This window comes from Mixta hanseatica, assembly GCF_023517775.1.
GTDB lineage: Bacteria > Pseudomonadota > Gammaproteobacteria > Enterobacterales > Enterobacteriaceae > Mixta > Mixta hanseatica.
Genome location: NZ_CP082904.1, coordinates 2,422,222 through 2,448,891, shown reverse-complemented (window position 1 = coordinate 2,448,891; position 26,670 = coordinate 2,422,222). Strand labels below are relative to the sequence as shown.

Genomic DNA, 26,670 nt, shown 5'->3' with positions numbered 1-26,670 from the left:
GAGCGGGTTAAATATTATCAGGCGGCCATCTGTCGGCACTGTTCAGCACAGTAGTGACAGGCTTTTGAACATTCCTGACAGTGATCGTGCTTATGCTTAGCACATTCATCACCGCACTTTTGACAGATATCTGCACAAAGCCGACACAGCTCTTTGGCTGAATCGCTATTAAGTGCCATGAACTGTGCGGCAAGGCGACAAATATTAGCGCACTGCATGTCCAGCCTGATGCAGCCGCGCATCATTTCCAAATGTTCTTCTTCCAGGCATGATGCTGCGCAGTTATCGCATGCGGCCGCACACAGATAACAGGCTTCGATGCATTTTTTGTAGGCGTCTAACATATTTCCTCCTTGGTTATGATTACCTGTAAAGCCTGGAAGAGATGCACGATTATGCAAATGCGGAATAAGTTAATAATTTTTTCAGCGCTTCGATTAGGGCACCGTCTGACCTCTTTGCATACCTCCCGGCACTGGCTGAGTTTCTACAGGCTTACCTCTTAAAGTCAGGCAACATGTTCAGACGCAATTGAACCGATCCGCGAAAACTTTTATAGGCATATTCTGTATTTTTACTCACCCTATAATTGTCGGGGTATAGTGTTCAAAGCCACCGACAGCACGATGGACTGTATCGGCTTCCGAATCCGGAAGCAGGAGGCTTCTGGCGGTGGCGCTATAAAGACGCCAGGTCAACCGGGCGCTTATTGAAATCAGGCCGTTAACCCAGCTCAGCCCGACAAGCGCCCTTACAGAAAGCTTACGAGATGGGTTGTTCCAGCGGAGCGGGCTGTAGTAAATCAATGATGTCATCGATCTCATTACTGGCTGCGTGCCGATCAAGCGCGACGGCATAATAGTTCCCGTTGCAATAATGCTTTTTTACCGCAACGCGGTGACCGGCATCACTGTCCGCCTTATCTGAAGAATGAGAAGATAAGGGTGTCGGAACAACCAGTTCGTCTTTTAACTCTTCCGCTTCGATAATTCTGTTATCCCCATCGCTGGCAAGCAGCAGGTATTGAGTATTCATTTTCCTTCCTCTTTTAACTGGATAAATGTCATAAGAGAATTGTAGCGCAACCCGTCTGGCATGCCGGGACGCTTCTTATGAGGAAGATTGCATGCCAGATAAAACGGCAGGCGCTTTAAAATCAATCTTATCAACACATTAAAAATTCATTAAACTAAAGTAATAAACCCATTATTATATTTATAAATATCTTAGTTAAAGCAACAAAATGTAACCATGTCAAAAAATATCCTGCGCGCATTGCATGCGCTATTTAGTTCATGTCTAAGGGGAATTTTTTTAATTACGCTTCGCTTGTATAACTTGCCAGGTGGTTGATATGCATCCTTGCAACGAAATTAGTATGAAACATATTCGCAGCTTATCGTGAAGCGTCTAGTATTATTCATGCAACACGAAATATGTCCGGTGTAATTAGCATTATGCTGGTTGCCATTAAACAAATGACAATATGTTCAGGAGGATATTATGGCCGAACATCGTGGTGGTTCCGGTAACTTCGCAGAAGACCGTGAAAAAGCATCTGAAGCAGGTAAAAAAGGCGGGCACAACAGCGGCGGTAACTTCGCTAATGATCCACAACGCGCATCTGAAGCTGGTAAGAAAGGCGGACAGAATAGCGGCGGTAATTTCGCTAATGACCGTGAAAAAGCTTCAGAAGCAGGTAAGAAAGGTGGCGAGCATAGCCACGGCGGCGGACGTAAATCCGACTAAAAAAGCATCCTGTTGGATCTTTTAACTGCCAGCCCCGACGGTAAAGCGTTGGGGCTTAATTTTATTGGCGCATAGTACAGCGCGCTACAAACCAGATAACACTACTCTGCAAGGCAGGCCAGGGCCAAAAGAGAAGCTGGCTTAAAAAGTAAAAAGGGCCGCCCAGGCGACCCAAATAGCTATCAGATTGGTATCAGGCTGCATGCAGTGCTGTTACGTCAATATCCGAGCGTAAAATGCCGTGGCGGGCAGATTGCTCATCAAAAAAATCATTCAAAGCGCGAGCTGCGTTTTCGCCATGAATTGGCAAAGACATTTCAATGTCTTGCTCGCCTTTTTTAATAATGAACTTTACGAACCAACTTTTCTTAACTGAACTCATTCTTTGCCCCCCTGGTGATAAATCGGGTATGTCCCCGTGCTTATTTAATCGGCGAATATTGCTAAAACTTTAGCCATTTCGCGCTATGAAGACTAATCAACGATAAAGGCTGAGGTTTTTTAACCAGTTAGCCTCACACGGGGTAACCGCTCTGACAGGCGGCAAATTGTGCCAGAATCCGTAGTGACCTCGCTCTGATATCGATCAAAATTTGCGCGTGCAAAGGTGTTGTCGCGGCGAAGCGCGCTTTTTTTCGCCTCTGGCAGCGGATTTTTTGATGACAAAACTCGGTTTATACGCATTTATACACAGGCTACCCCCATTTTCTGTGGATAAGTGACTGGCGGTTTTTTCATCAGGCTTAGCTTGCGGTGACGTATTCCGGCAGACGGGGTATAACATTGAAATGACACGGCAGCGTAGCGGCGGCGGGCGCAGACTCTGGTCAATACGCCCGGAGAAGAAAAAGAAAATGTTCAGCAGAAGAAAGCGAGCAAGGCGTAAAGCCGATTGTTTTTAACCAACTTTTTTCCGGCCAGGCTACAGCAGGAATACCATTCAGCTTAGGTTTAGCGAATAAATCCCCCTGAAAATTAAAGATGCCTGCGGCTTCCAGCCACATCCATTCTTCCGCTTTTTCTACGCCGGTGGCGATAACGCCTATCTCCAGCGAAGAGCAACATTTAATAATTGCCTGCACAATAGCCTGTTTGGGGCCGCTTTTATGTACATCGCGGATAATGCTGTGGTCGATTTTTACTCTGTCTGGTTGAAATCTCACCAGCAGGGACAGGCCAGCATAGCCCGCGCCAAAATTATCGATGGCGAGGCTAATGCCTGCGGCTTTAAGTTGCTTAATGGCGGTTTCGACCTCTTCGATACGCGAGATAACTTCATTCTCGGTAATCTCAACCACGATCTGCTCAGGAACCAGCCCGTACGCTTCAATCTCACCCAGCAAAAAGTTAACCGCATTCGGGACCATAACCAATGACATCGGCAGCAGGTTTACAGAGAGTCTTTGTCCTTCGATCCCGAGCTTTTTGGCCAGCGCGAAAGCTGCTTTTTTAGAGTGCAGGTCCGCCTGGTAGATTTTTTCGCGCGCAAGCTGGGATAAATGTTCCAAAGGCGAGCCTTCATAAGAACATTGCATCACGGCTTCAAGCGAGTCTGTCTGACAGGAAAAGGGATCGATAATCGGCTGCATAGCAAAACTGAAGGCATCGGTATCGGTGACGGTTGTCTCTGACTCAGCGCAAGAGGCGTCATCGGTAACAAAGTCCCAATAGTTTGCCGGGGGGATTTCAAAATAGTTTTCTTTTTCCCGCGCTTCAACAAAGGTACGCAGGAACTGCAGCGCCCGGTCATTATAGGTCAGCTGATATTTGGAGGTGCCCCGATCCAGAACAGCCTGCAGAACGCTTTCCTGACCATATTCTCTGAGATCGAACAGCTCCATGCCTGTATTGCCGAAGCGACGCGCCGGGGCGTAATCGCGTAACAGCTCAACCAGATTATGGTGGCGCGGATCGTTACAGATACCGTCATAGATCGACAATACTGCCTCTTCAGGGCCTTCCAGCAGCTGAAAAAAATGCGTGCCGTTAAAGAGCAAGATACCGGTTACGCCATATAACTCATTGTTATTATTGGCCTTGACGACCATTTCCTCTAACGCCTTTACCGGGACGTCATCAGCAAAGTGGCTGCGATAGATCAGGGTAGACAACATAGCGTATTCCGTGACTTTTACGTTTATGTTGCACACCTTAACAGAAGCCGTTGCGGTGTTGTCCAGTTCTATTAAAAAATTAACACCAGAAAGAAGAGAAGCAGCGATAAGGAAAGGGGAAGAGGGGGAACAGGAAACTGCTGAAAGGGAGCAAACTGGCAGGAAACCTGCCAGTCTGTCTGGGTATCGTTATTTACGACCTAACAGATAACCGAATACTACGCCGACCGCGGCTGCAACAGCCAATCCGCCCATCGGGTTAGAAGAAACCTGGCTTTTTACGGTATCAGCAGCATCTCTTACGGCGTAGCTTGCCTGGCTGGCATATTTACGTGCGCTGCCCTGAGCTTCATCAGTATAGCTGTCTGTTGCGCGACCATAAGCTTCCTGAGCCTTACCTGCGCCTTCACGAACTTTATCTTCAACTTTACCTAACATATTTTTTCTCCTTTGAAAGCGTTGAGTAAATTAAGTCTAGCAGAAATAAAGCAGAGCGCCGGGCAAAGGAAAAAGCAGCGTGGCGTAATAGTGTATTCACTTATTCGCGTTAACCCCGTTAGCCGGAAACGATCGGCTCAATAAAAAGTGTGAACAAACGCGCCAGGCGTTGGTATACGGGCTCAGACGGCCCGTTCTGCTGGTTATTACCTGGATGATTCAGGCAATAGCGTCTGCTGGATTGCAGCGTAAAAGGGGGAAAATCATAGATTAAAAAGCGCTAAATTAAGACTAATCCGTGCGTAAGTCATCTCTGGGCCAGATATAAATCGATAAAAGTTACTTATTTACTGATTAAAGAAAAGTTTATTATTATTTCACAGCACACGTTTCTTAAACAAAGAATCAATATAAATCGAATAGTTTTATTGTTGGCTTTTTTTATCAGCAATGAAGCAAAAAGAATTGATTGTCTTTGATGAGTTACCGCTGCCGGGCAAAAGTGACGCTGATGCGCGCCAGCAAGCGATCCGAAGAAAAAAGCAGGGGAGGTTGCTCCCCTGTTGATTATCAGGCGCGGGCCGCCGCCGCTTTGATCCAGGCCAGCACCAGCGGTGAAATCTGCTGGCGTAGCGCCGCCCGCTCCGACTGAAACAGCGTGGCGACAAAAAAACGATGATCGGGCAGTTCTATTGCGCGTACATCACCCGCCGTATCGTGAGCGCTGATACGTAAGGGGAAGGCCTCCAGTTCGTGAATGACATCAGGGTTAACGCCAAAATTGCAGTGATAGCCCTCATGTGTTGTCAGCGTACCGTAAGCCTCTGCAATACGGCTACCTGCCACCAGCTTCACATCGCCGGTTTGCTCCACCAGCGAGCATGCCAGCGGGGTAATCACTAAGCGCTTCGTATCGTCTGTCTCGGCATGTCCGGCATCATGCCAGCCCATCACATTTCTGGCATATTCCACCAGCGCATACTGAAAGCCGCCGCAGGAGCCTAAAAAAGGAACCTGTTGCTCACGCGCCCAGGTAATGGCGGTAAAAGCGCCCCGATCGTGCTGATAGGGGCTGCCGGGCACCAGCCAGATGGCATCATAACTAGTCAGGGCATCGGCGTTATGTATCGACGGGGTCGGCAACCAATCCCAGGTCGCGGTAATCTCTAACTGGCTTAGCGCCAGAGGAATCGCGAGCGGAATAGCCTGATGAGCAACGGCGGTTGGGCGATAGTCGCCTACCAGGGCAAGACGAATAGCAGCAGACATTTTCAGCTTCCTGTGCAGGGAAAAAAAGAGATTAAGCAAACCCTTTTGCTTTTGCAAACAGCCGACTGCCGGGTTCTTTTACGCCAGGCCAGGCGATTCAGGCTGGCTTTTCACTGCTGAGCGATGAGTGCAACATCGCCAGCGTCGCGCTTAAATCCCCGGCATCCAATTGTCCTGGCGCCGAGGCGCTGCCCGCCATACCAAAGGTTAATGCGGAACCGGTCAGCTCTCCGGCCAGCCGGCTCAGCGCGCCCATTCCACCCATCGACATGGTCAATAACGGGCGCTGGGCATAGCGCTGCGCCATCTCCCAGGTGGCGGACATCATGCGCAGCACATCGCCCGCGTCGTGCGGCATTGCAGCTATTTTAAGAATATCCGCACCCATCGCCTGCTGCTGGCGCAGGCGAGAGATGATTTCCGCCTGCGAAGGCGTTTGCTGAAAATCATGACTGGAAAGGATAACGTGCACGCCTTGCTGGTGCGCCAATGCAATCAGCTGTTCTACCTGCGGCGTGCCGCGATACATCTCAATATCCAGCAGATCCATCTGGCCGTGGGTCAGCAGCTGGTGGTAGAGCGCGGCGTAGCGTTGATCATCGATCGCCTGATTACCGCCTTCTGCTTTGGTGCGGAAGGTCACCAGTAACAGTTTATCCGGCAGTATGGCGTACAGCTCTCGCGTGAGCTGTACCATGGCCGCGACATCATCGCTGTTATCCAGCTGATCTAATCGCAGCTCGATGACCGCCGGTTCCGGACGTTTCGCCTGCTGTTGCACAAAATCTTTTACCGCTTCGCTGTGACTGGCGGTGGTGGAAACAATAATCTTTGGTTCTCCTGCGCCAATAACAATATTCTTCAGGGTTATCGGCTGGATAGCGCGGGGTGTTGGCACCGGTGAATGGGGCTCTGCGCTGGCCGAGGCGGAATTTGACATAAGCGCCAGTGCGATCAGCGCGCTGCCGGAGCCGATAAAATCTCTGCGTTGCATAGCGGTCCTCGTTGATTTATGCGATAAAGAGCACAGATTTAAGCGTAGCAAAGCGGTTACCGCGTTGCGGCGGCGGGCCGAACTCTGTTGTGCCCTCTTATCTTCCGGCCCACTCATCCTCTTTATTAGCGTCACGGGAATCCGTTTAATGCATAGCAAACCGGCAATTTTACTCGCAGGCGTTCTGGCGCTGGCGCCTGCTTTAGCGCAGGCGGAAACACAGCACAGCCACTGGGGAACGCGCTGGCAGCGGCTACCCGCCACGCCTGCACCGGTCGCTGGCATGCAAAGCGGCCAGGCGGAGGTGAACGGTATCCAGCTTTATTACGCCACGATGGGCCAGGGATCGCCGGTGATTCTGCTGCATGGCGGGTTGGCTAACAGCGATTACTGGGGACTGCAGGTTATGGCGCTGGCTAAGCACCATCAGGTGATCGTGGTGGACAGCCGGGGGCATGGTCGCAGTACGCGTAACGCGCAGCCTTACGGTTATGATTTGATGACCGACGATATTATTGCTCTGATGGATCGCCTGCAGCTGCCCACGGCCGCTATCGTTGGCTGGAGCGACGGCGCTATCATCGGGCTGGATATGGCGATGCGTTACCCACAGCGGGTGAGCAAAGTGTTTGCCTTTGCGCCAAATACCACCACGCAGGGCGTAAAGCCGAATGTGGAAAAGAATCCCTTGTTTGCCGCCTATATTGCTCGCGCGGGAGAAGAGTATAAAAAACTGTCGGCCACGCCCGATGATTATCAAAATTTCGTGCAGCAGATTAGCCAGATGTGGCAGTCGCAGCCTGAATGGCGCGACGAAGATTTACGCAGGATCCGGGCGCAGGTGGTCATTGTGGATGGCGATCATGATGAAGCGATCGACCGTAATCATCTGGAGCACATTGCCGCGACGATCCCTGACGCCGGGCTGCTGATTCTGCCGACCGTCAGCCATTTTGCTTTTCTGCAGGCACCGCAAGAGTTTAGCGACGCGGTGCTGCACTTCCTTGACGATAAGTAATTGCGCACGTTGGTTTCGCCAGCGAGCAGTACAGAAGATCGCGCCTGGGCCACAATGATTTTGTGCTTCTAACCCACAATGATCTTATGCGCCAGGCGGGCAAGGATCTCCAGTAGCAGCAGGCTTCCGCTAAAAAGGCAGAGCAGCATCAAAATAAACTTCTTCTGGTTATTCATTCCGTTCCGCACCTGTGAATGGACTCCGCTGCTACACTTTAAAGGCTGAAGCCTTAACCGCACGTCAATATCACCCTTACAGCTGTAAGGAACATCATCATGTTGTATCAATACCTTAACGGCGATAACTGGCGGCATATTTATATCGTCGGGGATTTGCATGGCTGCCGTGCTTTGCTGGATCAACAGCTGCTGGCGGTTCGCTTCGATGCGCAACAGGATCTGCTGATTTCAGTAGGCGATCTTATCGACCGGGGACCCGACAGTCTGGGTTGCCTGCGCCTGTTGGCGCAGCCCTGGTTTCGCAGCGTGCGCGGCAACCATGAAGAGATGGCGCTAAACGCGCTGCTGCAGCATGAGACGCTGCTGTGGAAAATGAACGGCGGTGACTGGTTCTGGCAGCTCAGGGAAGAAGAGCGCGAAGAGGCGCAGCGCGCCCTGATGCAGTGTCAGACGCTGCCTTTAATACTGCATATCAACCTGGAGGAGCGCATGGTGGTGGTAGCTCACGCTGACTATCCGTCCTCGCGTTACGCTTTTGAACAGCTGGTTGATGAATATCAAGTGGTCTGGGGGCGCGAGCGCATCCATCGCTTACAGCGCGGCCAGGGCGAAGCCATTGCCGGGGCGGATGCTTTCTATTTTGGCCATACGCCGCTGGACCAGCCGCTTAGCGGCTGGAACCAGCACTTTATTGATACCGGCGCCGTCTTTGGCAACCGGTTAACGCTGATTAAAATCCAGTAAACAGCCAATCAGACGCACGCCGGCTTAACGACGAAACAGCTTTCCGTCGCGCACCAGCTCACGCGGATAGCTGTTTTTTAAACGCTGCCCTACCTTTTTCGCCAGCCCAAGCGGCTGCTGCTGCCAGGTCACCAGCACTTCATCGCGCGGAAGCGGTGCCTGCGGCCAAATATCACGGCCGCGGTACCACTCTTCCGCTTCACTTTCGCTAAGCTCAACGCTATTGGCAGCATCGGGACGGGCGAGTGCGATCACCGCCTCGTGCTGCCAGCGATAGCCTTTATTAAAAGTCTCCGCCAGCTTCAGCCCAATACGGGAAAAGCGAACCCGCCCAAAGAGCGGCTCTGCTGCGCTGGGAAACAGCCAGATCTCTTTATCACGTTGCCATAGTGAGAGCGAAGAGGGGCAGTGCAGGCCCGATTTTGCGGCAGCCTGAATCACCGTCTGTGCATCTTTACGCGACAGCGGGCTGAAAGGAAACTTGCCGACCTTATAGCCCGGCGCGGGCAGTGGATCGACGCTGGCGGTTTTGCGCAGCCGCGCCACAAAGAAGCCTTCACTATCGAAAAGTTGCGGGAAAACGTGCAAAAAGCCTTCCGGCGTGGCGGCTTTTTCGGCGCCGGGAAAGAGATCGGCCAGTGAATCGATCGCCACGGCATCGGAGTAACGCTGACACAGCCAGCTAATGACTTGTTGGTTTTCCAGCTTGTTCAGGGTGCAGGTGGAATAGATCAGCGTGCCGCCGGGCTTGAGCGCGTGGAAGGCGCTGTCGATCAAATCGCGCTGGGTGGCGGCTATAGCCTGGGTACTTTCCAGCGTCCAGTTTCGCAACGCGTCGGCATCTTTACGGATCACACCTTCACCGGAGCAGGGCGCATCAAGCAAAATGGCATCGAAGGTTTCCGGCAGCGCCGGTCCGAACACGCGCCCGTCAAAATGAGTAATAGCCGTATTGCTGATGCCGCAGCGGCTGATGTTCGCGTGCAGCACTTTTACCCGGCTGGCAGCATATTCATTGGCGACAATTACGCCCTGATTATGCATCAGCGCCGCCATCTGGGTGGTTTTCGACCCGGGCGCGGCCGCCACATCCATTACACGCTCGGGCTGCGGTTGCGCGGCGAACAGTGCGCTAACCGGCAGCATTGAGCTGGCCTCCTGAATATAAAACAGTCCGCTGAGATGCTCAGCCACGCTACCCAACGGCAGCGTTTCATCTTCCTCGCTGCGCGTTATCCAGAAACCTTCGGCACACCAGGGAATCGGCGTCAGCTGCCAGCCGTAATCAGCCGTCTGGCTTAAAAAGTCCGCCACGCTGATCTTGAGAGTATTCACGCGCAGGCTACGGCGCAGCGGCTGCTGGCTGATAGCCAGAAAGGACTGCAGGCTGGTTTCGTCAGGCAGCGTTTGCCGCATCAGATCAAGAAAGGCCTCAGGGAAAGTGGCTCGGGATTGTTGGGGCACGACAGAATTCCGGTAGTTACGAAAAAATCAGGCGGGAAGTGTACCACAGCTGTGATGAAAGCTGATGAAGGGGGGAGCCTGACAGGCAGGCTCCCGCAACCGATCAGGAGGAGGGGATTGCCGTGCCCCATTTACGCCACTCTTTCGGCTCTTCCTCCTGTAACAGGAAGTGCTTGCCGGAGGCGGCCTGCGGCGCCAGCGGCACCGTCGGCGGCGTGGCGAACTGAATGCCGCCGCGAATAAACTGCTGGAAGGTGCCGGTTTTCACCACCCCGCCGATCAGGCCAAAGTCAAGATGATAGCCAGAGGCCAGCCAGAACACCGAGTTGTTGCGCACCAGATGCTGATATTTCTTGCTGATGCGCAGCTGAACCTGTACGCGATCCGCCATACTGCCGAGCGAGGTGCCGGTGACGATACCCACCTCAACGCCACGGAACAGCACCGGCGTGCCGATGCCCAGCGAGCCCGCTTCCGGCGCGTCTACGACGATATTCAGCCCATCCAGATAACGTGAGTCGGTAATGGTGGTTTCCTGCAGCTCGAAACGGCGATTCAGGCTCCCTTTACCCGGATCGACATTGATATAGGGCTGCAACAGCGTTTCCAAATGATTCACCCCGGTCGCCGAGATTTCCGGCGAAACTACCGAGAAACGGCTGCCGGTACGGGCAAAACTTTGCACATATTCCGGATACAGCACTGCTTTGGCGATCACCTGATTATGATCCTGGCTGAGCGCCAGCGATTCAACCTGGCCGATATCGATACCCAGATAGCGAATCGGCATGTTGGCCGAGAGCTTGCTGCCGTCATAGGTGTGCAGCAGGATCTGGCTGCCGACGGCACGCGCCGCGGTTTCGGAGCTGTAAAGCACGCGCGTTTCATTTTTGCTGCTGCTGGCGCCTTCCAGGTTATCAAAGCTGATGGCGCCGCGCAGCGCGCGGTTCAGCGGCGAAGCCTGTACCGTCAGGCCGCTGCCGTTTAGCTGCACTTTAGCGCCGCCCTCCGCCCAGAAGACGCTGTCGGGCGTCAGCAGCTTGCGATATTCCGGCTTGATGTGCACCGCCACCACAAACTCATTGGCTTTCGGCGTGACATCGACAATTTCACCGACCTGGAACTTACGGTACAGCACTACCGATCCCGGCTGGATATCCGGCAGGCTGTTTGCCGTCAGCGTCAGCGTGGTCGGCGGACGTTCGCCGGTAATGCCTTCTTCCGCTTTCTCCGCATTGGCGTAGAGCGGATACTGGCTGAGCGGCGCGCCTTTACCGCCGGGCTCCAGACGAATGCCGCCATCCACCCATTCGCTGGCGCTGGCACCCAGCACTTTCATGCCGTCCAGGCCAAATTTAACGTCAAGCCGGCTGTTGATAATGAACTTACTGTCGCCATGCACCAGTTGACGATGCTCAGGGGCGATCGCCGCCTCGAACTCCACTCCTTTAGTGGTGAGATGGCGACGAATAACCTGGCCGATCTGGATACCGCGCAGCATCACCGGCTGACCGGCATCGATGCCGTAGCTTTCCGGCGCGCTCAGGCGTACGGTCAGCACGTCAGGCTGCTGTAACAGCGTCTCGTTGCTTTGGCGAACCTGGAAGCGATTTTGCGGCTCGCCATCGCCCGGGATCAGCTCCAGCGTGGTGCCGGTAAGCAGCGAACTCAGGTTGGGATTATTCAGGCTAACTTTCGGGCTGCGCATTTCGATACGCGTTCCGCTGCGCATCAGCCCCACTACGGAGGGATCTAATGTTAGCTCGCCCAGCACTTTACCACCGGGCTGGAGAGCCATTTTAGTCAGCGTACCCACTTCCAGTCCCTGATAGATCAGCGGCGTGCTGCCCTCCTGCAGCCCTTTGCCATTAGGCAGATCGAGCGTAATGACCACGCCGCGCTGACTGTGTGCCAGATCGGGATAAAGCTGATAGTTACTTTCGCTGGCGGCCTGCTGTGATGTGGGCGGGGAATCAAAGGCGATAGCGCCGTTCACCAGCGCCGCCAGGCTTTCCAGCTCGACTTTCGCGCCGCTCAGATTCACATCCGCTTTAACGCCGGAAACGTTCCAGAAGCGGCTGTCCTTTTTCACCAGGTTGGTAAAACGGCGTTCAATCAATACATCCACGGTCACGCCGTTATTATCCGGATTGATGGTGTAATCATACACGCGCCCGACCGGAATTTTACGATAGTAGACCAGCGAGCCGGTATTTAGCGAACCCAGATCCGGCGCGCGCAGATGCACCAACATCTCGCCGGTATTGACGCGATATTTCGGCTGCGTATCCAGCGCGACAAAATTTTCGCGGCGCTGCCCGCTCTTGCCCGGCATCATGCCGATATAGTTACCACCGACCAGCGCATCCAGCCCGGACACACCTGCCAGCGAGGCTTTAGGCGTAACCAGCCAGAATTGTGCATCCTCGCGCAGCGCATCGCGCATATCGCTTTTGATACTGACGCGCACTTTAATTTTACGCAGATCGTCGCTGAGGCTGATGCCCTGCACGGTGCCCACCTCAACGCCCTGATAGCGTACCGGCGTGCGGCCCGGCACAATCCCATCCGCCTGAGCGAAGTCAATGGTAACCGTGGTGCCGCGCTCCTGATAGTTGGTCCACAGCAGCCAACCGGCAATCATCAGGGCGATAAAGGGCAATAGCCAAAACGGCGAAATTTTACGCTTGTTGGTTATCCGCGCTTTAGTCGGTGTAGTCGGCGTTTGTTGCATGAGCATCCCAAATAAGACGGCTATCCAGCCACTGTACGGCGAGGATAGTTAAAATTACCGCGGCGCCGAAATAGAAGGCGGCCGGTCCCATAGTAAAAGCCAGCAGCTGATCACGGTTGACCAGCGACATGGTTAACGAAATCACAAACAGATCCAGCATCGACCAGCGTCCCACCCAGGTGACCAGACGCAGCAGTCGGATACGCGTTTTTAGCCCCTGCTGACAGCGAAAATGAATGCTGAGCAGCAGCACCAATAGCACCAGTACCTTAGTAAAAGGCACCAGAATACTGGCGATAAACACGATGGCCGCCACCGGGATATTGCCGGAGGCCAGCGACAGGATACCGGAGAAAATGGTGTCTTCCTGGCGTCCGCCATTCAGATAGATAATGGATATCGGCAGCAGGTTGGCAGGGATGAGGAAAACGATGGCGGAGATCAACGCCGCCCACGATTTTTGCAGGCTATAAGGGCGACGATGCGCCAGGCGCGTATGGCAGCGCGGACAGCGCCCGCGTGCGTCTGGCATCCCGGTATGATGGCAGTTCAGGCAGATCTGCAACTTCTCCTGCGCCACCTCCGCCTGCGGCTGCGGATAGAAGCGGTGCCACAGCTGCTCTACGTTGAGATGAATCATCGTGAACAGGCTTAGGATCATCAGCGCGACAAACGCCACCAATCCGTAGCCGATATCGATATCGGCATAATCCTTCACCTTAATCGACGCCACCGCCACGCCCACCAGATAAATATCCAGCATCACCCACTCTTTCAGGCGTTCCAGCATCAGCAGCACCGGCCGCAGATTCATCCCCAGCCGATTGCCGAAAAAGAGAAACACGATCGAGGCGACCAGCGTTACCGGCGCGCCGATGGTGCAAAAGGTGACCATGGCGGCGGTCAGCACATCGCCCTGCATGGTCATCTGCATAATGCCGGTCAGCAGGTTAGCGCGAATCGGCGTGCCCAGCAGGCGGATTTGGATCAGCGGCTCGGTAAACGCGAAGGGCATCAGCAGCAGCATGGTGATCGCCATGGCCGTTAAACGCGTCATTGACCAGTCCCGACCGGTCATAATTTTGGCGTTGCAGCGCGGACAATGCGCAGACTGGCAGGATTTCACATCCGGTAAGGAAAAAAGGGTATCGCATTGCGGGCAACGCTGATAACGTTCATGGGGCAGAACGTGACTGATAGTATGTATTTTCATATAGTAAAGCGGTGACCCTCATCGTGCAGTTAAGCACGGTCCTTAAATGACGAAAACGGACGCTGAGGGGCATAGCCCGTTTTGATAATCCGATCCGCAAGATCCTAAGGTTATATTAACTGCCGGGATCCTTCACCTTGTGGCAATGGATATTTAATGCTTATTTTACCGGACGGCTCAATTGTAGCCGTCCGCTTGCTTTTACGATGGTCAGGAAATGAACAAACAAGAATTTTATCACGATCTTAACCGCGATCTGCGTGCGCTTATCGCCGGTGAAACCAGTTTTCTCGCTGCCCTGAGCAACAGCAGCGCGCTGCTGTTTGAGCGTCTGGAAGGGGTTAACTGGGCAGGCTTCTATCTGTTAACCGAAGAGAAGACGCTGGTGCTGGGGCCTTTCCAGGGCAAAATCGCCTGCGTGCGCATTCCGGTTGGCCGCGGCGTTTGTGGCACGGCAGTTGCAGAGAAAAACGTGCAGCGCGTGGATGATGTGCATGCCTTCCCGGGGCATATCGCCTGTGATGCCGCCAGCAATGCGGAAATTGTGCTGCCGCTGATTGTCGACGATGAGGTCATCGGGGTACTGGATATCGACAGTACGCGCTTCAATCGTTTCGACAGTGAAGATGAAATGGGTCTGCAAACCTTTACTGATGCGCTTTGTAACGTGTTAGCCCAAAGCGATGTTAAAAAATATATTCATCTGAATCGTGGCTAAAACGCTGGATTTCGTGGCAATTGCTGATGGGGTCATTATAATGTCGCCTGTTCATGCCCACGGCTTGCTGGCAACCCGTTGTAATCAGGAAATTTCATGGAAAATCAACCTAAGTTGAATAGCAGTAAAGAAGTCATCGCCTGGCTTGCGGAGCGTTTCCCGCACTGCTTTAGTGCCGAAGGTGAAGCGCGTCCGCTTAAAATCGGTATCTTTCAAGACCTCGTCGAACGTGTTCAGGGCGAAATGAACCTGAGCAAAACGCAGTTACGTTCCGCTCTGCGTCTTTATACCTCCAGCTGGCGCTATCTGTATGGCGTTAAAGCGGGCGCAACTCGTGTCGATTTGGATGGCAACCCCTGTGGCGAGCTGGAAGAGCAGCATGTTGAACATGCGCGCAAGCAGCTGGAAGAGGCGAAAGCGCGTATTCAGCAGCAGCGCCAGCAGCAGCAGGCGAAAAAGCGTGAAGCCGGTACCGGGGAAGAGACGCCTGCGCGTCGTCCGCGTAAAGCCGTCAGCCGTAAACCTGCCGAAGGCGCCCAGCCAGCGCGCAAAGCCCGCACTAACGATGCGCGTCCGGCTCAGGAGCGTGCGCCTGCCGCACCGCGACAACCGCGTCCGCAACCCGTTACTGACACCTCAGCGCTGCAGCCTGGTCAAAATATTAAAGTTAAAGCTGGCAAAAGCGCAATGGACGCCACGGTTCTGGAAATCTCCAGGGACGGCGTTCGGGTACAGCTGGCTTCCGGCCTGGCAATGATCGTACGCGCAGAACACTTACAGTTCTGAAACGGAGGCCACCCTGGGCATGAACAAATTTTTTAAGATGAGCGTGATGGCGGGCCTGCTTCTGGCAGGTCACGCCATTGGCGCTGATAGCATTACCCGCGCGGATCAAATTCCGCAGCTGCAGGAAGAACCGCAGCACGCCACCGTTAGCGAACGCGTTACCTCTCGTTTTACCCGCTCCCACTACCGTCAGTTCGATCTCGATCGGTCATTCTCAGCGAAAATCTTTGACCGCTACCTGAACATGCTGGACTACAGCCATAACGTGCTGTTGGTGACGGACGTAGCGCAGTTCACCGATAAAAAAACCACGCTGGGCGATGAACTGCGCAGCGGCAAGCTCACGGTGTTTTACCAGTTATTCAATCTGGCGCAAAAACGCCGTTTTGAGCGTTACCAGTATGCGTTGACGGTACTGAACCGGCCGATGAGCTTTACCGGCAACGATACCATCGATACCGATCGCAGCAAGGCGCCGTGGCCAAAAAGCAGTGCTGAACTGAACGCGCTATGGGACGCCAAGGTTAAATATGACTGGCTCAGCCTGAAGCTGACCGGCAAAACCGACGCTGAGATTAAAGATATTCTCACCAAGCGTTATAATTCCGCTATTCGCCGTCTGGCGCAGAGCAATAGCGAAGATGTTTTCCAGCTGGCGATGAATGCGTTCGCGCATGAGATCGACCCGCATACCAACTATTTATCCCCGCGCAATACCGAGCAGTTCAATACTGAAATGAGCCTGTCGCTGGAAGGGATCGGCGCAGTGCTGCAAATGGATGAAGACTACACGGTTATTAATTCCATGGTGGCGGGCGGCCCGGCGGCGAAAAGCAAAGCGCTGAGCGTCGGCGATCGCATTGTTGGCGTGGGTCAGCCCGGCAAGCCGATTGAAGATGTTATCGGCCTGCGGCTGGATGACGTGGTGGCTAAGATTAAAGGGCCGAAGGGAAGTAAAGTACGCCTGGAGATCCTGCCTGCCGGGAAGGGCACTAAAACCCGCACCGTCACGCTGACGCGCGAGAAAATCCGCCTTGAAGATCGCGCTGTCAAAATGAGCGTGCACAATGTCGGCAAAGACAAAGTCGGCGTGCTGGATATTCCAGGCTTCTACGTGGGCCTGACCGATGATGTGAAAGTGCAGCTGCAGAAATTGCAGAAGCAGCATGTCGATAGCATCGTGATCGATCTGCGTACTAACGGCGGCGGGGCGCTGACCGAAGCGGTATCGCTTTCCGGTCTGTTTATTCCCAGCGGTCCGGTAGTGCAGGTACGCGACAATAACGGTAAAGTGCGTGAAGATAGCGATAACGACGGCGTGGTCTATTACAAAGGCCCGCTGGTGGTGCTGGTCGATCGCTTTAGCGCCTCGGCGTCGGAAATCTTTGCGGCAGCCATGCAGGATTACGGTCGTGCGCTGATTGTCGGCGAACCGACGTTCGGTAAAGGCACGGTGCAGCAGTATCGCTCGCTGAACCGCATTTACGATCAGATGCTGCGCCCTGAATGGCCGGCGCTGGGCTCGGTTCAGTACACCATTCAAAAATTCTACCGCATCAACGGCGGCAGTACGCAGCGTAAGGGCGTCACGCCTGACCTGCTGATGCCTACCGGTATCGAAGCGGCGGAAACCGGCGAGAAGTTTGAGGATAACGCGCTGCCGTGGGATAGCATCGATGCGGCAAGCTATACCAAATCGGGTGATTTAAGCGATCTGGTGCCGCAGTTGACCAAAGCGCATCAGGATCGCATTGCGAAAGATGCCGAGTTCCAGTACATCATCAAAGATATTCAGCGTTATAACGCCATGAAGGACAAACGCAATATCGTGTCGCTCAATCTCGCCCAGCGTGAGAAAGAGAACCATGAAGATGATGCGCTGCGTCTGGAGCGGATTAACGCCCGCTATAAAGCGGAAGGCAAGAAGCCGCTGGCGAAGCTGGACGATTTGCCGAAGGATTATAAAGAACCCGATCCTTATCTGGATGAAACGGTAAATATTGCTAACGATCTGGCGCATCAGCAGCCGGAGCAGCCAGGCGAAAAAGCGGCAACGGCCAAATAAATCGTCGATTTAAGCCATGTTTCAAAGGCACCGCGTAAGCGGTGCCTTTTTTATTTGGCGTCATTGTTTAGCCGGGCTGTTTAATCCCTGCTCCAGGGTTAAAAAAAGTTTGCGACAAAATGTAAAGTTATGTCTTTTTAAGCACTTAAACGTTAAGTATGCTTGAAAAGCTACGCGATGCCCCTACGATGTATATCCGCGCATGGGCGCTTAGTTAACTGAGGAAGATTAAAGTTTATGATGCGTATTGCTCTTTTCCTGCTGACCAACCTTGCCGTGATGTTGGTATTCGGGCTGATTCTGAGCCTGACAGGAATTCAGTCAAGCAGTGTGCAGGGCCTGATGATAATGGCAGGTCTGTTTGGCTTTGGCGGTGCGTTTGTTTCACTGCTGATGTCGAAATGGATGGCACTACGTTCCGTTGGCGGTGAAGTGATTGAACAGCCGCGTACTGAAACGGAACGCTGGCTAATGGAAACGGTAGGGCGTCAGGCGCAGCAGGCGGGTATCGCTATGCCGCAGGTGGCGATTTATCATGCTCCTGACATTAACGCGTTTGCCACCGGCGCACGTCGCGACGCCTCGCTGGTCGCTGTTTCTACCGGCCTGTTGCAGAACATGAGCCGTGATGAGGCGGAAGCCGTGCTGGCGCATGAAATCAGTCATATCGCTAACGGCGACATGGTTACCATGACGCTGATTCAGGGCATTGTGAACACCTTTGTGATCTTTATTTCCCGCATTCTCGCGCAGGTTGCTGCAGGCTTTATGTCGGGCAACCGGGAAGATGAAGAGAGCAGCAACGGCAACCCGCTGGTCTATTTTGCCGTATCGATGGTGCTGGAGCTGGTATTTGGTATTCTGGCCAGCATGATCACCATGTGGTTCTCGCGTCACCGTGAGTTCCATGCCGATGCCGGTTCTGCGCGCCTGGTTGGGCGTGAAAAAATGATTGCGGCGCTGCAGCGGTTGAAAACCAGCTACGAGCCGCAGGAGCCAGGCAGCATGATGGCGTTTTGCATCAACGGTAAAGGCAAATCGCTAAGCGAATTCTTTATGTCGCATCCGCCGTTGGATAAACGTATTGAAGCGCTGCGCAGCGGTCAGTATCTGAAATAAGACGCTGGCCAAACGTTAAAAAACCACCTCATAGCAGGTGGTTTTTTATTGTCTGAATTTCCCGTCCTCCTTCAGGTACGGGCGTTAACTTTCCCGCTGCAACGGTTGACGCAGGCGTGACAGGCTGAACAGCGCGGCAAGGGTAGAAAACAGGCCCGCCAGCAACAGTGAGGCGTGCGTGCCCTGGGTATCAAACAGATTGAACATCAGCGCCACCAGCGCGGCGCCGCTGGTTTGCCCCAGCAGGCGTGCCGTACCCAACATGCCGCTGGCACCGCCGCTACGATGGCGCGGCGCGGCAGTGATAATGGTGTGGTTATTAGGCGACTGAAACAGGCCAAAGCCGGCGCCGCACAGGATCATACGCCAGATAATATCGCCATCCGCAGGCGCGGCGGGCAGCCATGCCAGCGCAAACAGCCCGCAGGCGAAAATAGCCAGTCCGATACCGCCTAACAGCCCGGCATGAAAACGCTCCAGCAGGCGTCCGGCAATCGGCGACATCACCATCGTCGCCAGCGGCCAGGGCGTTAGCAGCAGACCGGTTTCCACCTCGCTCCTTCCTAACATGCTCTGTAAAAAGAAGGGCAGGGAAACCATTGCCAGCATCTGGGCAAGAAACGAGCATATCGAGGTGCAGATAGAGAGCGAAAAAATGGGGATGCGCAGCAGATCCACCGGCAATAGCGGAAAGGTCATCGTCAGCTGACGGCGGATAAACAGCGTGCCGATCGCTAACAGCGCCAGCAGTTCGGCCAGAATAAGCCGAAAATCCTGGCCCTGAGCCGCGCCGCTTAACGCTGACAGCAGCAGCCCAAAGGTCAGCGCATTCATCACCGCGCTAATAATATCGAAACGCTGCGTGGATGACTTTTGGGTATTATCCGGCAGAAAACGCCAGGCGAGCAATAGCGCCAGCATGCCGGCCGGCACGTTCACCAGAAACAGCCACTTCCACGACGCAACGGCCAAAATCGCGGCGGCGACCGTCGGCCCCGCGGCGCTGGAGACGGCGACAATCAGTGCGTTAATCGCCATGCCGCGTCCCAAATAGCGCTGCGGATAAATAATGCGGATCAGGGCGGTATTGACGCTCATCAGCGCCGCGCCGCCAAAGCCTTGCATAACGCGGGCGACGGTCAGCATGCCAAGCGAGTCGGAAAAGGCGCACAGCAGCGAGGTGGCGCTAAACAGCAGCAGCCCGCCCTGATAGATGCGGCGATAGCCCCACATCTCGCCCAGAAAAGAGAAGGAAAGCAGCGACATGATAATCGCCAGCTGGTAGGCGTTGATAATCCAGATGGATTCCGCCGGGCTGGCCTGCAGTTCATGCGCGATGGTCGGGAGAGCCACGTTGGCGATGGTGCCGTCAAGCACCGCAACGGTTATTCCTAAAGCAATAGCGGCTATCGCGCCATAGCGGCGCGGCAGCGGTAAGCCGTCAGTGGGTATGGTCACAGGCATCGTTAAACTTAAAGAGGGTGAATATCACCATGCTAATGATTTTTTTATCCTGATGCACCTTAATCCCACCGTAAATTCCTGCAGACTCGTCACTTATGAATAGCGGATATTGCCTGCAACGGAAAGAGCCACGTATACTGGGAATGGCGTTCCATTTTTAATAAAACAATTTCAAAAAGGCTTTAACTATGGCGAATGTAGAAGGCGATAAGCAGCCGGATTCGGTCTCCTCTGTATTGAAAGTGTTTGGCATATTACAGGCGCTGGGCGAAGAGCGCGAAAACGGCATTACCGAGCTGTCGCAGCGCGTAATGATGTCAAAAAGCACCGTTTATCGTTTTCTTCAAACCATGAAATCGTTGGGTTATGTGTCGCAGGAAGGCGAATCGGAAAAATATGCGCTTACGCTTAAGCTGTTTGAGCTGGGCGCCAGAGCGTTACAGAATGTCGATCTGATTCGCAGCGCGGATATTCAGATGCGCGAGCTGTCACGCCTGACCAAAGAGACCATTCACCTGGGTGCGCTGGAAGAAGACAGCATCGTCTATATCCATAAAATTGATTCGCTGTATAACCTGCGCATGTATTCGCGTATCGGACGCCGCAATCCGCTGCACAGCACGGCAATTGGCAAAGTCTTACTCGCCTGGCGCGATCGTGCTGAGGTGCATGAAATTTTGCGTGAGGTTGAGTTTCGCCGCAGCACGCCGCATACCCTGGGCAGTGAAGAAGAGCTGCTTAAGGTGCTGGACGTGGTAAAAGCACAAGGCTTCGGCGAGGATAATGAGGAACAGGAAGAGGGGTTACGCTGTATTGCCGTGCCGGTTTTCGACCGTTTCGGCGTGGTGATTGCCGGTATGAGTATCTCTTTCCCGACGATTCGTTTTTCAGAAGAGCGCAAGCACGAATATGTGGCGATGCTGCATCGCGCAGGACGTATGCTCTCTTCCCAGCTCGGCTATCACGACTACCCCTTCTGAGCTCAGCAGAGCGGCACCCTCAGGTGCCGCTAACTCAGCAGGCGCAGCTACTCGTTATTGTCGACAACCTCAGATGTCTTTCTGAGCAGGGGACAATCCGCCACGCCAATAATGCCGCTGTCGCTGTGCAAATACTGGGCTTTAATCATGCCGCGTGCCGTCAGATACTGACACTGCAAACCGATGCCGGCGACATTTTTATGGCTGCCGGTCAGCACGCCATAGCCGGTGAGCAGCAGCCCCAACCAGATTAACGCCAGCAGACTCACAATTCGAAGCAATATTTTCATTTTATCTCCCTGTAAAAATGGCAAGCTTCCCGTTTCGCTGCCGAAAAAAGAGCAGCATAGCCTGGGCGAAGAGTGAGATCGATCGGAGGATGCTTAAAGCGCGGTCAGAGCGCAGCGGCTATCCATAACGGCAAATCCGGGTAAAATCGACGGCATAACGTAAGACAAACCGAGGTTGTTATGAACGAATTAAACGGCGGCGGCCTGATGCCGTTGATCGGCGGTATTGCTTTCGCAGTGGCGGGTTTAATCGCCTGGTTTTTTGTAAATCGCGCCAGCGTCCGTGCCAGCGAACAGATTCGTCTGCTGGAGGCGCTGCTGGAAGAGCAGAAAAAACAGAATGCCATCCTGCAGCAGCTGACGCAGCAGGTGGCCGGTAGCGAAGCAGATACAGTGGATGAGGAGCAGGATCGGGATTTTACCCGACTGATCCCGGAGCGATAAACAGTCAACACGGCTAAGGAGCGGAAGGATGAAGTGGAAAAACCCCTGGTATGATGCGGCAAAATCACACCACACGCCGGAAGGGTTTCGCAATCCCGAGCCAGACCTGCGCCAGCCTGGCGATTTACAGCGCTGGCGTAATGAGCGTAAAGCGCAGGGGCTGCCGCTTGCTCCCCGACAGGGCTATGAAGCCTTTATGCAGCAGTGGTGGCAGCCGGCCGATCTGAGCGGCGAACAGGATAGCGTATGGTGGCTGGGACACGCGGCTATCATGCTGCGGCTGGACGGACGTTACGGTTTAATCGATCCGGTACTATCGCAACGGGCTTCGCCGCTGCGTTTCTATGGGCCGCAGCGTAAAACGCCTGCGCCGCTGTCTATCAAGGATTTGCCCGCGCTGGATTGGGTATTGATCTCGCATAACCACTATGACCATCTCGACAGGCCGACCATCAACGCTATTTTGCGTCGTTTCCCGAAGGTGCAGTTTATTGTTCCGCTGGGGCTGGAACCCTGGTTCCGGCGGGCAGGGGCGCGGCATGTGGTGCAGCTTGACTGGTGGCAGCAAACGCAGCGTCACGGGATAACCTTTCATGCGGTACCGGCGCGTCACTGGAGCATGCGTACGCTATACGATCGTAATCGCTCGTTGTGGTGCGGCTGGACCATCGCTACGGAAAATCTTAATTTTTGGTTCTCTGGCGACAGCGGCTATAGCGAAAACCTGCTGGATATCACCCAGCGTTTGGGGCCATTCAATCTGGTGGCGTTACCGATCGGCGCTTATGCACCAAGATGGTTCATGCAGGGGCAGCATATGGATCCACAGCAGTCAGTATCATTGCATCAGGCCATTGGGGCACCGGTCACCATCCCTATCCACTGGGGCGTGTTCGAACTGGCGGATGAAGCGCTTGATGAGCCGCCTCTGGAGCTGGCGCGCGCGCTTGAGGCGGTTAACCAGGATAAAAGGCGTTTTCGCCCGTGGAAAATAGGGGAAAGGGCCAGCCTGAACAATATAAACCAGGAATAATCTGATAAAGGCGAAGGAGGTTTTAATAACGTAGCGGTTACGCTTAGATAAGCCTCTGCGCCTTATTCAAAAGATCGGAATAACTTTTAAATAATTGCGCTGCGTTTATTTGGGGCAGATCAATTTATATATTCCTTTTTTTGGTGCAGGATCTCATTTTTACCGGCGTCGGCGGGTTTATAGTGATACTGTTTCTGTTATTACGTGGCCCTGCGGCCGCATAAAGAGAGTGAAAAAAGGTGAAGTAAACCTGCCATAATTATGCAATATACTTCAGCTACAGTGAGAAGCGCGGCAGGGTCTCACTGAGATGCGTATCTCTTCAGGCCCACGGGCTGCTGGATGTCAGGCGTGGCAAGATCCAGTACGCTCCGGCCTGCAGGCGCGGCATTTATTCCTGCTTAATGCATAAATGTGCAAAGCTTGTAATGAATTAGCAAGAAGTGTGCGGCAGGTCGATCACTGTTTAAAAATAACTTGCCATAAATTATCGAATATGTGATAACGCTGTTTAAGCAAACGAGGTACAGCTCTGTTTATGTATGGCATATTCAGTAAAGAAGTAATGAGTAAAGACGTTGACGTTGAATACCGCTTCCTTGCCGAACCTTATATTAGTGCCTCATTCAGTATGTCTCTGGTTTTGTGTCAGTCGCCTTCGGGCAAATAAACATTCTAAGGAATTACAAAGATGGCAAAGATTAAAGGTCAGGTTAAGTGGTTCAACGAATCCAAAGGTTTTGGCTTCATTACTCCGGCAGACGGCAGTAAAGATGTGTTCGTTCACTTTTCTGCTATCCAGGGTAACGGCTTCAAAACGCTGGCTGAAGGCCAGAACGTCGAGTTCGAAATTCAGGATGGTCAGAAAGGCCCGGCAGCGGTTAACGTTGTCGCTATCTGATAGTCTGAACGCTCAGGCAAAGGCCCCGGTTAATCACCGGGGCCTTTCTTTTTTGGCGGATGACGCTGTTGGCCGCAGCGTGTAAACTGCGCGCCTGATTCAGCCAGAGAAAGAGACCATGGATTATCTTTGTCCCCTCTGTCAGCAGCCGTTAACGCAGGTTCACCACAGCTGGCGCTGCGCGCAACAACATCAATTCGATCGGGCAAAAGAGGGTTACGTTAATCTGCTGCCGGTGCAGCATAAGCGTTCCAAAGAGCCGGGCGACAGCGCGGAAATGATGCAGGCGCGTCGGCAATTTCTTGATGCCGGTTACTATCAGCCGCTGCGGCAGCACGTGGCTTCTTTATTAGCGCAACAGCTACCCGCAACGGCCAGCGTGCTGGATATTGGCTGCGGCGAGGGTTATTACACGGCGGCGGTTGCCGATGCGTTAGGCGAACAGGCTCGCGTTTGCGGGCTGGACGTGGCTAAAGTAGCTATCCGGGCAGCGGCAAAACGCTACCGTCAGATCGATTTTTGCGTAGCTTCCAGCCATCGGCTGCCGTTTGCCGATGCTGCGCTGGATGGCGTATTGCGCATTTACGCGCCCTGTAAGGCGGATGAACTGGCGCGCGTGATACGCAGCGGCGGCTGTTTATTGACCGTCACGCCGGGGCCGCGCCATCTGATGCAGTTTAAGGCGCTGATCTATGCGCAGGTGAAATTGCATGATACGCAGCAGGAAAGCCTGCCGGGATTTACCCTGGAAACGGAACAGCAGCTGGCCTATCCGTTAACACTGAGCGGTGAGGATGCGGTGACGTTGCTGCAAATGACGCCTTTTGCCTGGCGCGCCAGTGCGCAAGTGTGGCAAACGTTGCGCGACAGCGCGCAGTTTAGCAGCGAAGCGGATTTTATTGTGCGCCTGTGGCGCCGTGATTAATCGCCTGGCTCAGGCGAAATGCGACCAGAGGATCTGACCGCCAATCGCAATCAGCACTACGCCGCCAAGAAGCTCGGCGCGTTTGCCCAGCAGCGGTCCGATCACCCGGCCAATCAGGATGCCGATGGTGGTCATAGTAAAGGTAGAAAGGCCAATCAGCAGCGCGGTCAGCACAATATTCACCTGCATAAACGCCAGGCTTACTCCAATAGCCATCGCATCCAGGCTGGTGGCGATGGCGGTGGTCACCAGCAGCGCCAGCCCATGTTGCCTGGCCGGTTCGCAGGGCGCTGCCGCTACCGGCTGCGGTCGGCAGCCTTCAATCAGCATCCTTCCGCCTAAAAAGCAGAGCAGGGCAAAGGCAATCCAGTGGTCCCAGCGGGCAACGAAATGGGTGGCGAACTGACCCAGCGTCCAGCCGACCAGCGGCGTCAGGGTTTCAATCACACCGAAGATCAACCCGCAGCGCAGCGCTTCGCGTAGCTGAGGACGTTGCAGAGCGGCGCCTTTACCGATAGCGACGGCAAACGCATCCATTGACATGCCAAAGGCAAGAATAAGCAGAGCAGAAAAAGTCATCGAAGTCGTAACCTCGGCTGGGAACACCATAACCTGACGCGCCTTCCCAACCAGACAGGCACATCGGTCAATGGTCTCGCCTACCTACAAGGTCGCACGTGCCACGTTGCTATCACAACGAGTATGTTGACAGGTGCATTTCTGTATTAATAACAGAAATCGGCTACTCCCCAAGAACGGCGCTCACCTTACCACATTATCTTTTATCTTCAAAATAAAAAAAGTGTCACGACAAGGAGTATGGATATTAAAGGATACGCTGCTAACCAGAAGTAAAAATAATCCCGATAATGTTAAGGGAATGCTGTTTGAATAAACGAAATGGGCGTGATGGCTTAAGAATATAGCAAAGGGAATATGCCTTTTGCTATATTTTATCTTATTGATTTTCAAGCATTACAAGGTAGATTTTCTCTAAGTCGTCCAGCTTCCTTACTCTGATTAGCAGGTTGCGTTGTTCCAGCTGAATAACCAGAACCCCATCTTCCGATAAATTCATACTCTTTATACGGTCATAATTAATCCAGATATTGGCGAAGAAAAGCCCCTGGCTTTTAAGTAATAATTGTGGCGTACGGATCCAGGCGAGATAAACTGCTACGGCAATTAATGCCATCAATAATGTGGTGGTTATTACCGGGCCATGCTGGATAACGTTATTATAAATAAGAATCATTATCAGCCCGGTGATGCTGCCAACTTACTGATTTAGTGTATGATGGTGTTTTTGAGGTGCTCCAGTGGCTTCTGTTTCTATCAGCTGTCCCTCCTGTTCAGCTACTGACGGGGTGGTGCGTAACGGCAAAAGCACCGCCGGACATCAGCGCTATCTCTGCTCTCACTGCCGTAAAACATGGCAACTGCAGTTCACTTACACCGCTTCTCAACCCGGTACGCACCAGAAAATCATTGATATGGCCATGAATGGCGTTGGATGCCGGGCAACTGCCCGCATTATGGGCGTTGGCCTCAACACGATTTTACGTCACTTAAAAAACTCAGGCCGCAGTCGGTAACCTCGCGCATACAGCCGGGCAGTGACGTCATCGTCTGCGCGGAAATGGACGAACAGTGGGGCTATGTCGGGGCTAAATCGCGCCAGCGCTGGCTGTTTTACGCGTATGACAGGCTCCGGAAGACGGTTGTTGCGCACGTATTCGGTGAACGCACTATGGCGACGCTGGGGCGTCTTATGAGCCTGCTGTCACCCTTTGACGTGGTGATATGGATGACGGATGGCTGGCCGCTGTATGAATCCCGCCTGAAGGGAAAGCTGCACGTAATCAGCAAGCGATATACGCAGCGAATTGAGCGGCATAACCTGAATCTGAGGCAGCACCTGGCACGGCTGGGACGGAAGTCGCTGTCGTTCTCAAAATCGGTGGAGCTGCATGACAAAGTCATCGGGCATTATCTGAACATAAAACACTATCAATAAGTTGGAGTCATT

General features: G+C 53.5%; 26 protein-coding genes, 2 pseudogenes and 1 riboswitch. Of the genes and pseudogenes, 14 read left to right on the top strand and 14 right to left on the bottom strand.

Going from position 1 to position 26,670, the window contains the following annotated elements; all coding sequences use genetic code 11:
• Positions 1-17: 17 nt before the first annotated feature.
• A complete protein-coding gene (locus K6958_RS11795) occupies positions 18-344 on the bottom strand; it encodes a four-helix bundle copper-binding protein (RefSeq protein WP_249891288.1) in 327 nt (108 codons plus the stop codon).
• A 418-nt stretch (positions 345-762) separates the two neighbouring features.
• On the bottom strand, positions 763-1,035 hold the full coding sequence (locus K6958_RS11790) for a hypothetical protein (RefSeq protein ID WP_249891287.1): 273 nt from the start codon (positions 1,033-1,035) through the stop codon (positions 763-765).
• Positions 1,036-1,503: 468 nt separating this feature from the next.
• Here K6958_RS11790 and K6958_RS11785 point away from each other — a divergent pair, with 468 nt between their 5' ends.
• A complete protein-coding gene (locus tag K6958_RS11785) occupies positions 1,504-1,749 on the top strand; it encodes a con-10 family general stress protein (protein ID WP_350355792.1) in 246 nt (81 codons plus the stop codon).
• A 193-nt stretch (positions 1,750-1,942) separates the two neighbouring features.
• Here K6958_RS11785 and K6958_RS11775 read toward each other — a convergent pair whose 3' ends face one another.
• The 5 genes and pseudogenes from K6958_RS11775 to aroD form a co-directional block, all read right to left on the bottom strand.
• Complete coding sequence (locus K6958_RS11775) at positions 1,943-2,131, bottom strand: hypothetical protein (protein ID WP_249891286.1); 189 nt, start codon at positions 2,129-2,131, stop codon at positions 1,943-1,945.
• 529 nt (positions 2,132-2,660) lie between these two features.
• Positions 2,661-3,863, bottom strand: a pseudogene (locus K6958_RS11770) (diguanylate phosphodiesterase); the annotation flags it as partial.
• A gap of 189 nt (positions 3,864-4,052) precedes the next feature.
• Positions 4,053-4,301, bottom strand: coding sequence for a CsbD family protein (locus K6958_RS11765; RefSeq protein WP_249891285.1), 249 nt, complete (start codon positions 4,299-4,301; stop codon positions 4,053-4,055).
• Positions 4,302-4,871: 570 nt separating this feature from the next.
• Positions 4,872-5,570, bottom strand: a complete 699-nt coding sequence (locus K6958_RS11760) for a CTP synthase C-terminal region-related (seleno)protein (protein ID WP_249891284.1) — start codon at positions 5,568-5,570, stop codon at positions 4,872-4,874.
• 97 nt (positions 5,571-5,667) lie between these two features.
• Positions 5,668-6,564 carry a type I 3-dehydroquinate dehydratase gene (aroD, locus tag K6958_RS11755; RefSeq protein WP_249891283.1) on the bottom strand — a complete coding sequence of 299 codons (897 nt, stop codon included), beginning with the start codon at positions 6,562-6,564 and terminating at the stop codon, positions 5,668-5,670.
• 148 nt (positions 6,565-6,712) lie between these two features.
• Between aroD and K6958_RS11750 the strand changes: the two genes are divergently transcribed.
• Both K6958_RS11750 and K6958_RS11745 read left to right on the top strand, forming a co-directional pair.
• Positions 6,713-7,582 carry an alpha/beta fold hydrolase gene (locus K6958_RS11750; protein WP_249891282.1) on the top strand — a complete coding sequence of 290 codons (870 nt, stop codon included), beginning with the start codon at positions 6,713-6,715 and terminating at the stop codon, positions 7,580-7,582.
• A gap of 275 nt (positions 7,583-7,857) precedes the next feature.
• Entirely contained in the window at positions 7,858-8,505 is a 648-nt protein-coding gene (locus K6958_RS11745) for a metallophosphoesterase (RefSeq protein ID WP_249891281.1), read from the top strand.
• A 24-nt stretch (positions 8,506-8,529) separates the two neighbouring features.
• On the opposite strand, the gene rsmF is transcribed toward K6958_RS11745, so the two are convergent.
• The 3 genes from rsmF to yebS form a co-directional block, all read right to left on the bottom strand.
• Positions 8,530-9,921, bottom strand: a complete 1,392-nt coding sequence (gene rsmF, locus K6958_RS11740; RefSeq protein WP_249894670.1) for a 16S rRNA (cytosine(1407)-C(5))-methyltransferase RsmF — start codon at positions 9,919-9,921, stop codon at positions 8,530-8,532.
• Between the two features lie 151 nt (positions 9,922-10,072).
• Entirely contained in the window at positions 10,073-12,709 is a 2,637-nt protein-coding gene (locus K6958_RS11735) for a PqiB family protein (RefSeq protein ID WP_249891280.1), read from the bottom strand.
• A complete protein-coding gene (gene yebS, locus K6958_RS11730; protein WP_249891279.1) occupies positions 12,675-13,916 on the bottom strand; it encodes a membrane integrity lipid transport subunit YebS in 1,242 nt (413 codons plus the stop codon). Before yebS ends, K6958_RS11735 begins: the two co-directional genes overlap by 35 nt.
• 217 nt (positions 13,917-14,133) lie before the next feature.
• On the opposite strand from yebS, the gene K6958_RS11725 reads away from it, so the two are divergent.
• The 4 genes from K6958_RS11725 to htpX all read left to right on the top strand — a co-directional run bounded on the left by K6958_RS11725 (position 14,134) and on the right by htpX (position 18,604).
• Positions 14,134-14,634, top strand: coding sequence for a GAF domain-containing protein (locus K6958_RS11725; protein WP_249891278.1), 501 nt, complete (start codon positions 14,134-14,136; stop codon positions 14,632-14,634).
• A 96-nt stretch (positions 14,635-14,730) separates the two neighbouring features.
• A complete protein-coding gene (proQ, locus tag K6958_RS11720; protein WP_249891277.1) occupies positions 14,731-15,420 on the top strand; it encodes an RNA chaperone ProQ in 690 nt (229 codons plus the stop codon).
• Positions 15,421-15,439: 19 nt separating this feature from the next.
• Positions 15,440-17,485 (top strand): carboxy terminal-processing peptidase, encoded by a 2,046-nt coding sequence (gene prc / locus K6958_RS11715; protein WP_249891276.1) that lies wholly within the window; start codon positions 15,440-15,442, stop codon positions 17,483-17,485.
• A 237-nt stretch (positions 17,486-17,722) separates the two neighbouring features.
• Positions 17,723-18,604, top strand: coding sequence for a protease HtpX (gene htpX, locus K6958_RS11710; RefSeq protein ID WP_249891275.1), 882 nt, complete (start codon positions 17,723-17,725; stop codon positions 18,602-18,604).
• Between the two features lie 84 nt (positions 18,605-18,688).
• Here htpX and K6958_RS11705 read toward each other — a convergent pair whose 3' ends face one another.
• Complete coding sequence (locus tag K6958_RS11705; protein ID WP_249891274.1) at positions 18,689-20,068, bottom strand: MFS transporter; 1,380 nt, start codon at positions 20,066-20,068, stop codon at positions 18,689-18,691.
• Positions 20,069-20,256: 188 nt separating this feature from the next.
• On the opposite strand from K6958_RS11705, the gene kdgR reads away from it, so the two are divergent.
• Positions 20,257-21,048 carry a DNA-binding transcriptional regulator KdgR gene (gene kdgR / locus K6958_RS11700; protein WP_249891273.1) on the top strand — a complete coding sequence of 264 codons (792 nt, stop codon included), beginning with the start codon at positions 20,257-20,259 and terminating at the stop codon, positions 21,046-21,048.
• Positions 21,049-21,095: 47 nt separating this feature from the next.
• Here kdgR and K6958_RS11695 read toward each other — a convergent pair whose 3' ends face one another.
• Positions 21,096-21,338, bottom strand: coding sequence for a YobH family protein (locus K6958_RS11695; RefSeq protein ID WP_249891272.1), 243 nt, complete (start codon positions 21,336-21,338; stop codon positions 21,096-21,098).
• A gap of 180 nt (positions 21,339-21,518) precedes the next feature.
• On the opposite strand from K6958_RS11695, the gene K6958_RS11690 reads away from it, so the two are divergent.
• From K6958_RS11690 to rlmA, 5 genes are all read left to right on the top strand, one after another.
• Positions 21,519-21,782: a YebO family protein gene (locus K6958_RS11690; protein ID WP_249891271.1), complete on the top strand. Its 264-nt coding sequence runs from the start codon at positions 21,519-21,521 to the stop codon at positions 21,780-21,782.
• 28 nt (positions 21,783-21,810) lie between these two features.
• Positions 21,811-22,815, top strand: coding sequence for an MBL fold metallo-hydrolase (locus K6958_RS11685; protein WP_249891270.1), 1,005 nt, complete (start codon positions 21,811-21,813; stop codon positions 22,813-22,815).
• A 538-nt stretch (positions 22,816-23,353) separates the two neighbouring features.
• Positions 23,354-23,485, top strand: coding sequence for a DUF2627 domain-containing protein (locus K6958_RS11680; protein WP_249891269.1), 132 nt, complete (start codon positions 23,354-23,356; stop codon positions 23,483-23,485).
• A gap of 21 nt (positions 23,486-23,506) precedes the next feature.
• Entirely contained in the window at positions 23,507-23,716 is a 210-nt protein-coding gene (gene cspE / locus K6958_RS11675) for a transcription antiterminator/RNA stability regulator CspE (RefSeq protein WP_004386688.1), read from the top strand.
• Between the two features lie 118 nt (positions 23,717-23,834).
• Complete coding sequence (gene rlmA, locus K6958_RS11670) at positions 23,835-24,641, top strand: 23S rRNA (guanine(745)-N(1))-methyltransferase (protein ID WP_249891268.1); 807 nt, start codon at positions 23,835-23,837, stop codon at positions 24,639-24,641.
• A 9-nt stretch (positions 24,642-24,650) separates the two neighbouring features.
• On the opposite strand, the gene mntP is transcribed toward rlmA, so the two are convergent.
• Positions 24,651-25,220 (bottom strand): manganese efflux pump MntP, encoded by a 570-nt coding sequence (gene mntP, locus K6958_RS11665; RefSeq protein ID WP_249891267.1) that lies wholly within the window; start codon positions 25,218-25,220, stop codon positions 24,651-24,653.
• A gap of 9 nt (positions 25,221-25,229) precedes the next feature.
• Positions 25,230-25,404, bottom strand: a riboswitch (yybP-ykoY riboswitch).
• A 195-nt stretch (positions 25,405-25,599) separates the two neighbouring features.
• Positions 25,600-25,905 (bottom strand): annotated as a pseudogene (locus K6958_RS11660) (DUF986 family protein); the annotation flags it as partial.
• Between the two features lie 55 nt (positions 25,906-25,960).
• Here K6958_RS11660 and K6958_RS11655 point away from each other — a divergent pair.
• A protein-coding gene (locus tag K6958_RS11655; protein ID WP_103215986.1) for an IS1-like element IS1A family transposase occupies positions 25,961-26,658 on the top strand; the annotation gives its coding sequence in 2 pieces (ribosomal slippage) (positions 25,961-26,210 and positions 26,210-26,658; 699 coding nt in all).
• The last annotated feature ends 12 nt before the right edge of the window (positions 26,659-26,670 follow it).

Coding starts and splice junctions, on each gene's coding strand:
- rlmA (WP_249891268.1), top strand. CDS start 23,835: ATGGATTATCTTTGTCCCCTCTGTCAGCAGCCGTTAACGCAGGTTCAC.
- K6958_RS11745 (WP_249891281.1), top strand. CDS start 7,858: ATGTTGTATCAATACCTTAACGGCGATAACTGGCGGCATATTTATATC.
- K6958_RS11735 (WP_249891280.1), bottom strand. CDS start 12,709: ATGCTCATGCAACAAACGCCGACTACACCGACTAAAGCGCGGATAACC.
- K6958_RS11695 (WP_249891272.1), bottom strand. CDS start 21,338: ATGAAAATATTGCTTCGAATTGTGAGTCTGCTGGCGTTAATCTGGTTG.
- prc (WP_249891276.1), top strand. CDS start 15,440: ATGAACAAATTTTTTAAGATGAGCGTGATGGCGGGCCTGCTTCTGGCA.
- K6958_RS11760 (WP_249891284.1), bottom strand. CDS start 5,570: ATGTCTGCTGCTATTCGTCTTGCCCTGGTAGGCGACTATCGCCCAACC.
- kdgR (WP_249891273.1), top strand. CDS start 20,257: ATGGCGAATGTAGAAGGCGATAAGCAGCCGGATTCGGTCTCCTCTGTA.
- aroD (WP_249891283.1), bottom strand. CDS start 6,564: ATGCAACGCAGAGATTTTATCGGCTCCGGCAGCGCGCTGATCGCACTG.
- K6958_RS11690 (WP_249891271.1), top strand. CDS start 21,519: ATGAACGAATTAAACGGCGGCGGCCTGATGCCGTTGATCGGCGGTATT.
- K6958_RS11785 (WP_350355792.1), top strand. CDS start 1,504: ATGGCCGAACATCGTGGTGGTTCCGGTAACTTCGCAGAAGACCGTGAA.
- yebS (WP_249891279.1), bottom strand. CDS start 13,916: ATGAAAATACATACTATCAGTCACGTTCTGCCCCATGAACGTTATCAG.
- K6958_RS11750 (WP_249891282.1), top strand. CDS start 6,713: ATGCATAGCAAACCGGCAATTTTACTCGCAGGCGTTCTGGCGCTGGCG.
- rsmF (WP_249894670.1), bottom strand. CDS start 9,921: ATGCGGCAAACGCTGCCTGACGAAACCAGCCTGCAGTCCTTTCTGGCT.
- K6958_RS11725 (WP_249891278.1), top strand. CDS start 14,134: ATGAACAAACAAGAATTTTATCACGATCTTAACCGCGATCTGCGTGCG.
- proQ (WP_249891277.1), top strand. CDS start 14,731: ATGGAAAATCAACCTAAGTTGAATAGCAGTAAAGAAGTCATCGCCTGG.
- K6958_RS11685 (WP_249891270.1), top strand. CDS start 21,811: ATGAAGTGGAAAAACCCCTGGTATGATGCGGCAAAATCACACCACACG.
- cspE (WP_004386688.1), top strand. CDS start 23,507: ATGGCAAAGATTAAAGGTCAGGTTAAGTGGTTCAACGAATCCAAAGGT.
- mntP (WP_249891267.1), bottom strand. CDS start 25,220: ATGACTTTTTCTGCTCTGCTTATTCTTGCCTTTGGCATGTCAATGGAT.
- K6958_RS11795 (WP_249891288.1), bottom strand. CDS start 344: ATGTTAGACGCCTACAAAAAATGCATCGAAGCCTGTTATCTGTGTGCG.
- K6958_RS11705 (WP_249891274.1), bottom strand. CDS start 20,068: ATGCCTGTGACCATACCCACTGACGGCTTACCGCTGCCGCGCCGCTAT.
- K6958_RS11790 (WP_249891287.1), bottom strand. CDS start 1,035: ATGAATACTCAATACCTGCTGCTTGCCAGCGATGGGGATAACAGAATT.
- htpX (WP_249891275.1), top strand. CDS start 17,723: ATGATGCGTATTGCTCTTTTCCTGCTGACCAACCTTGCCGTGATGTTG.
- K6958_RS11775 (WP_249891286.1), bottom strand. CDS start 2,131: ATGAGTTCAGTTAAGAAAAGTTGGTTCGTAAAGTTCATTATTAAAAAA.
- K6958_RS11765 (WP_249891285.1), bottom strand. CDS start 4,301: ATGTTAGGTAAAGTTGAAGATAAAGTTCGTGAAGGCGCAGGTAAGGCT.
- K6958_RS11680 (WP_249891269.1), top strand. CDS start 23,354: ATGTATGGCATATTCAGTAAAGAAGTAATGAGTAAAGACGTTGACGTT.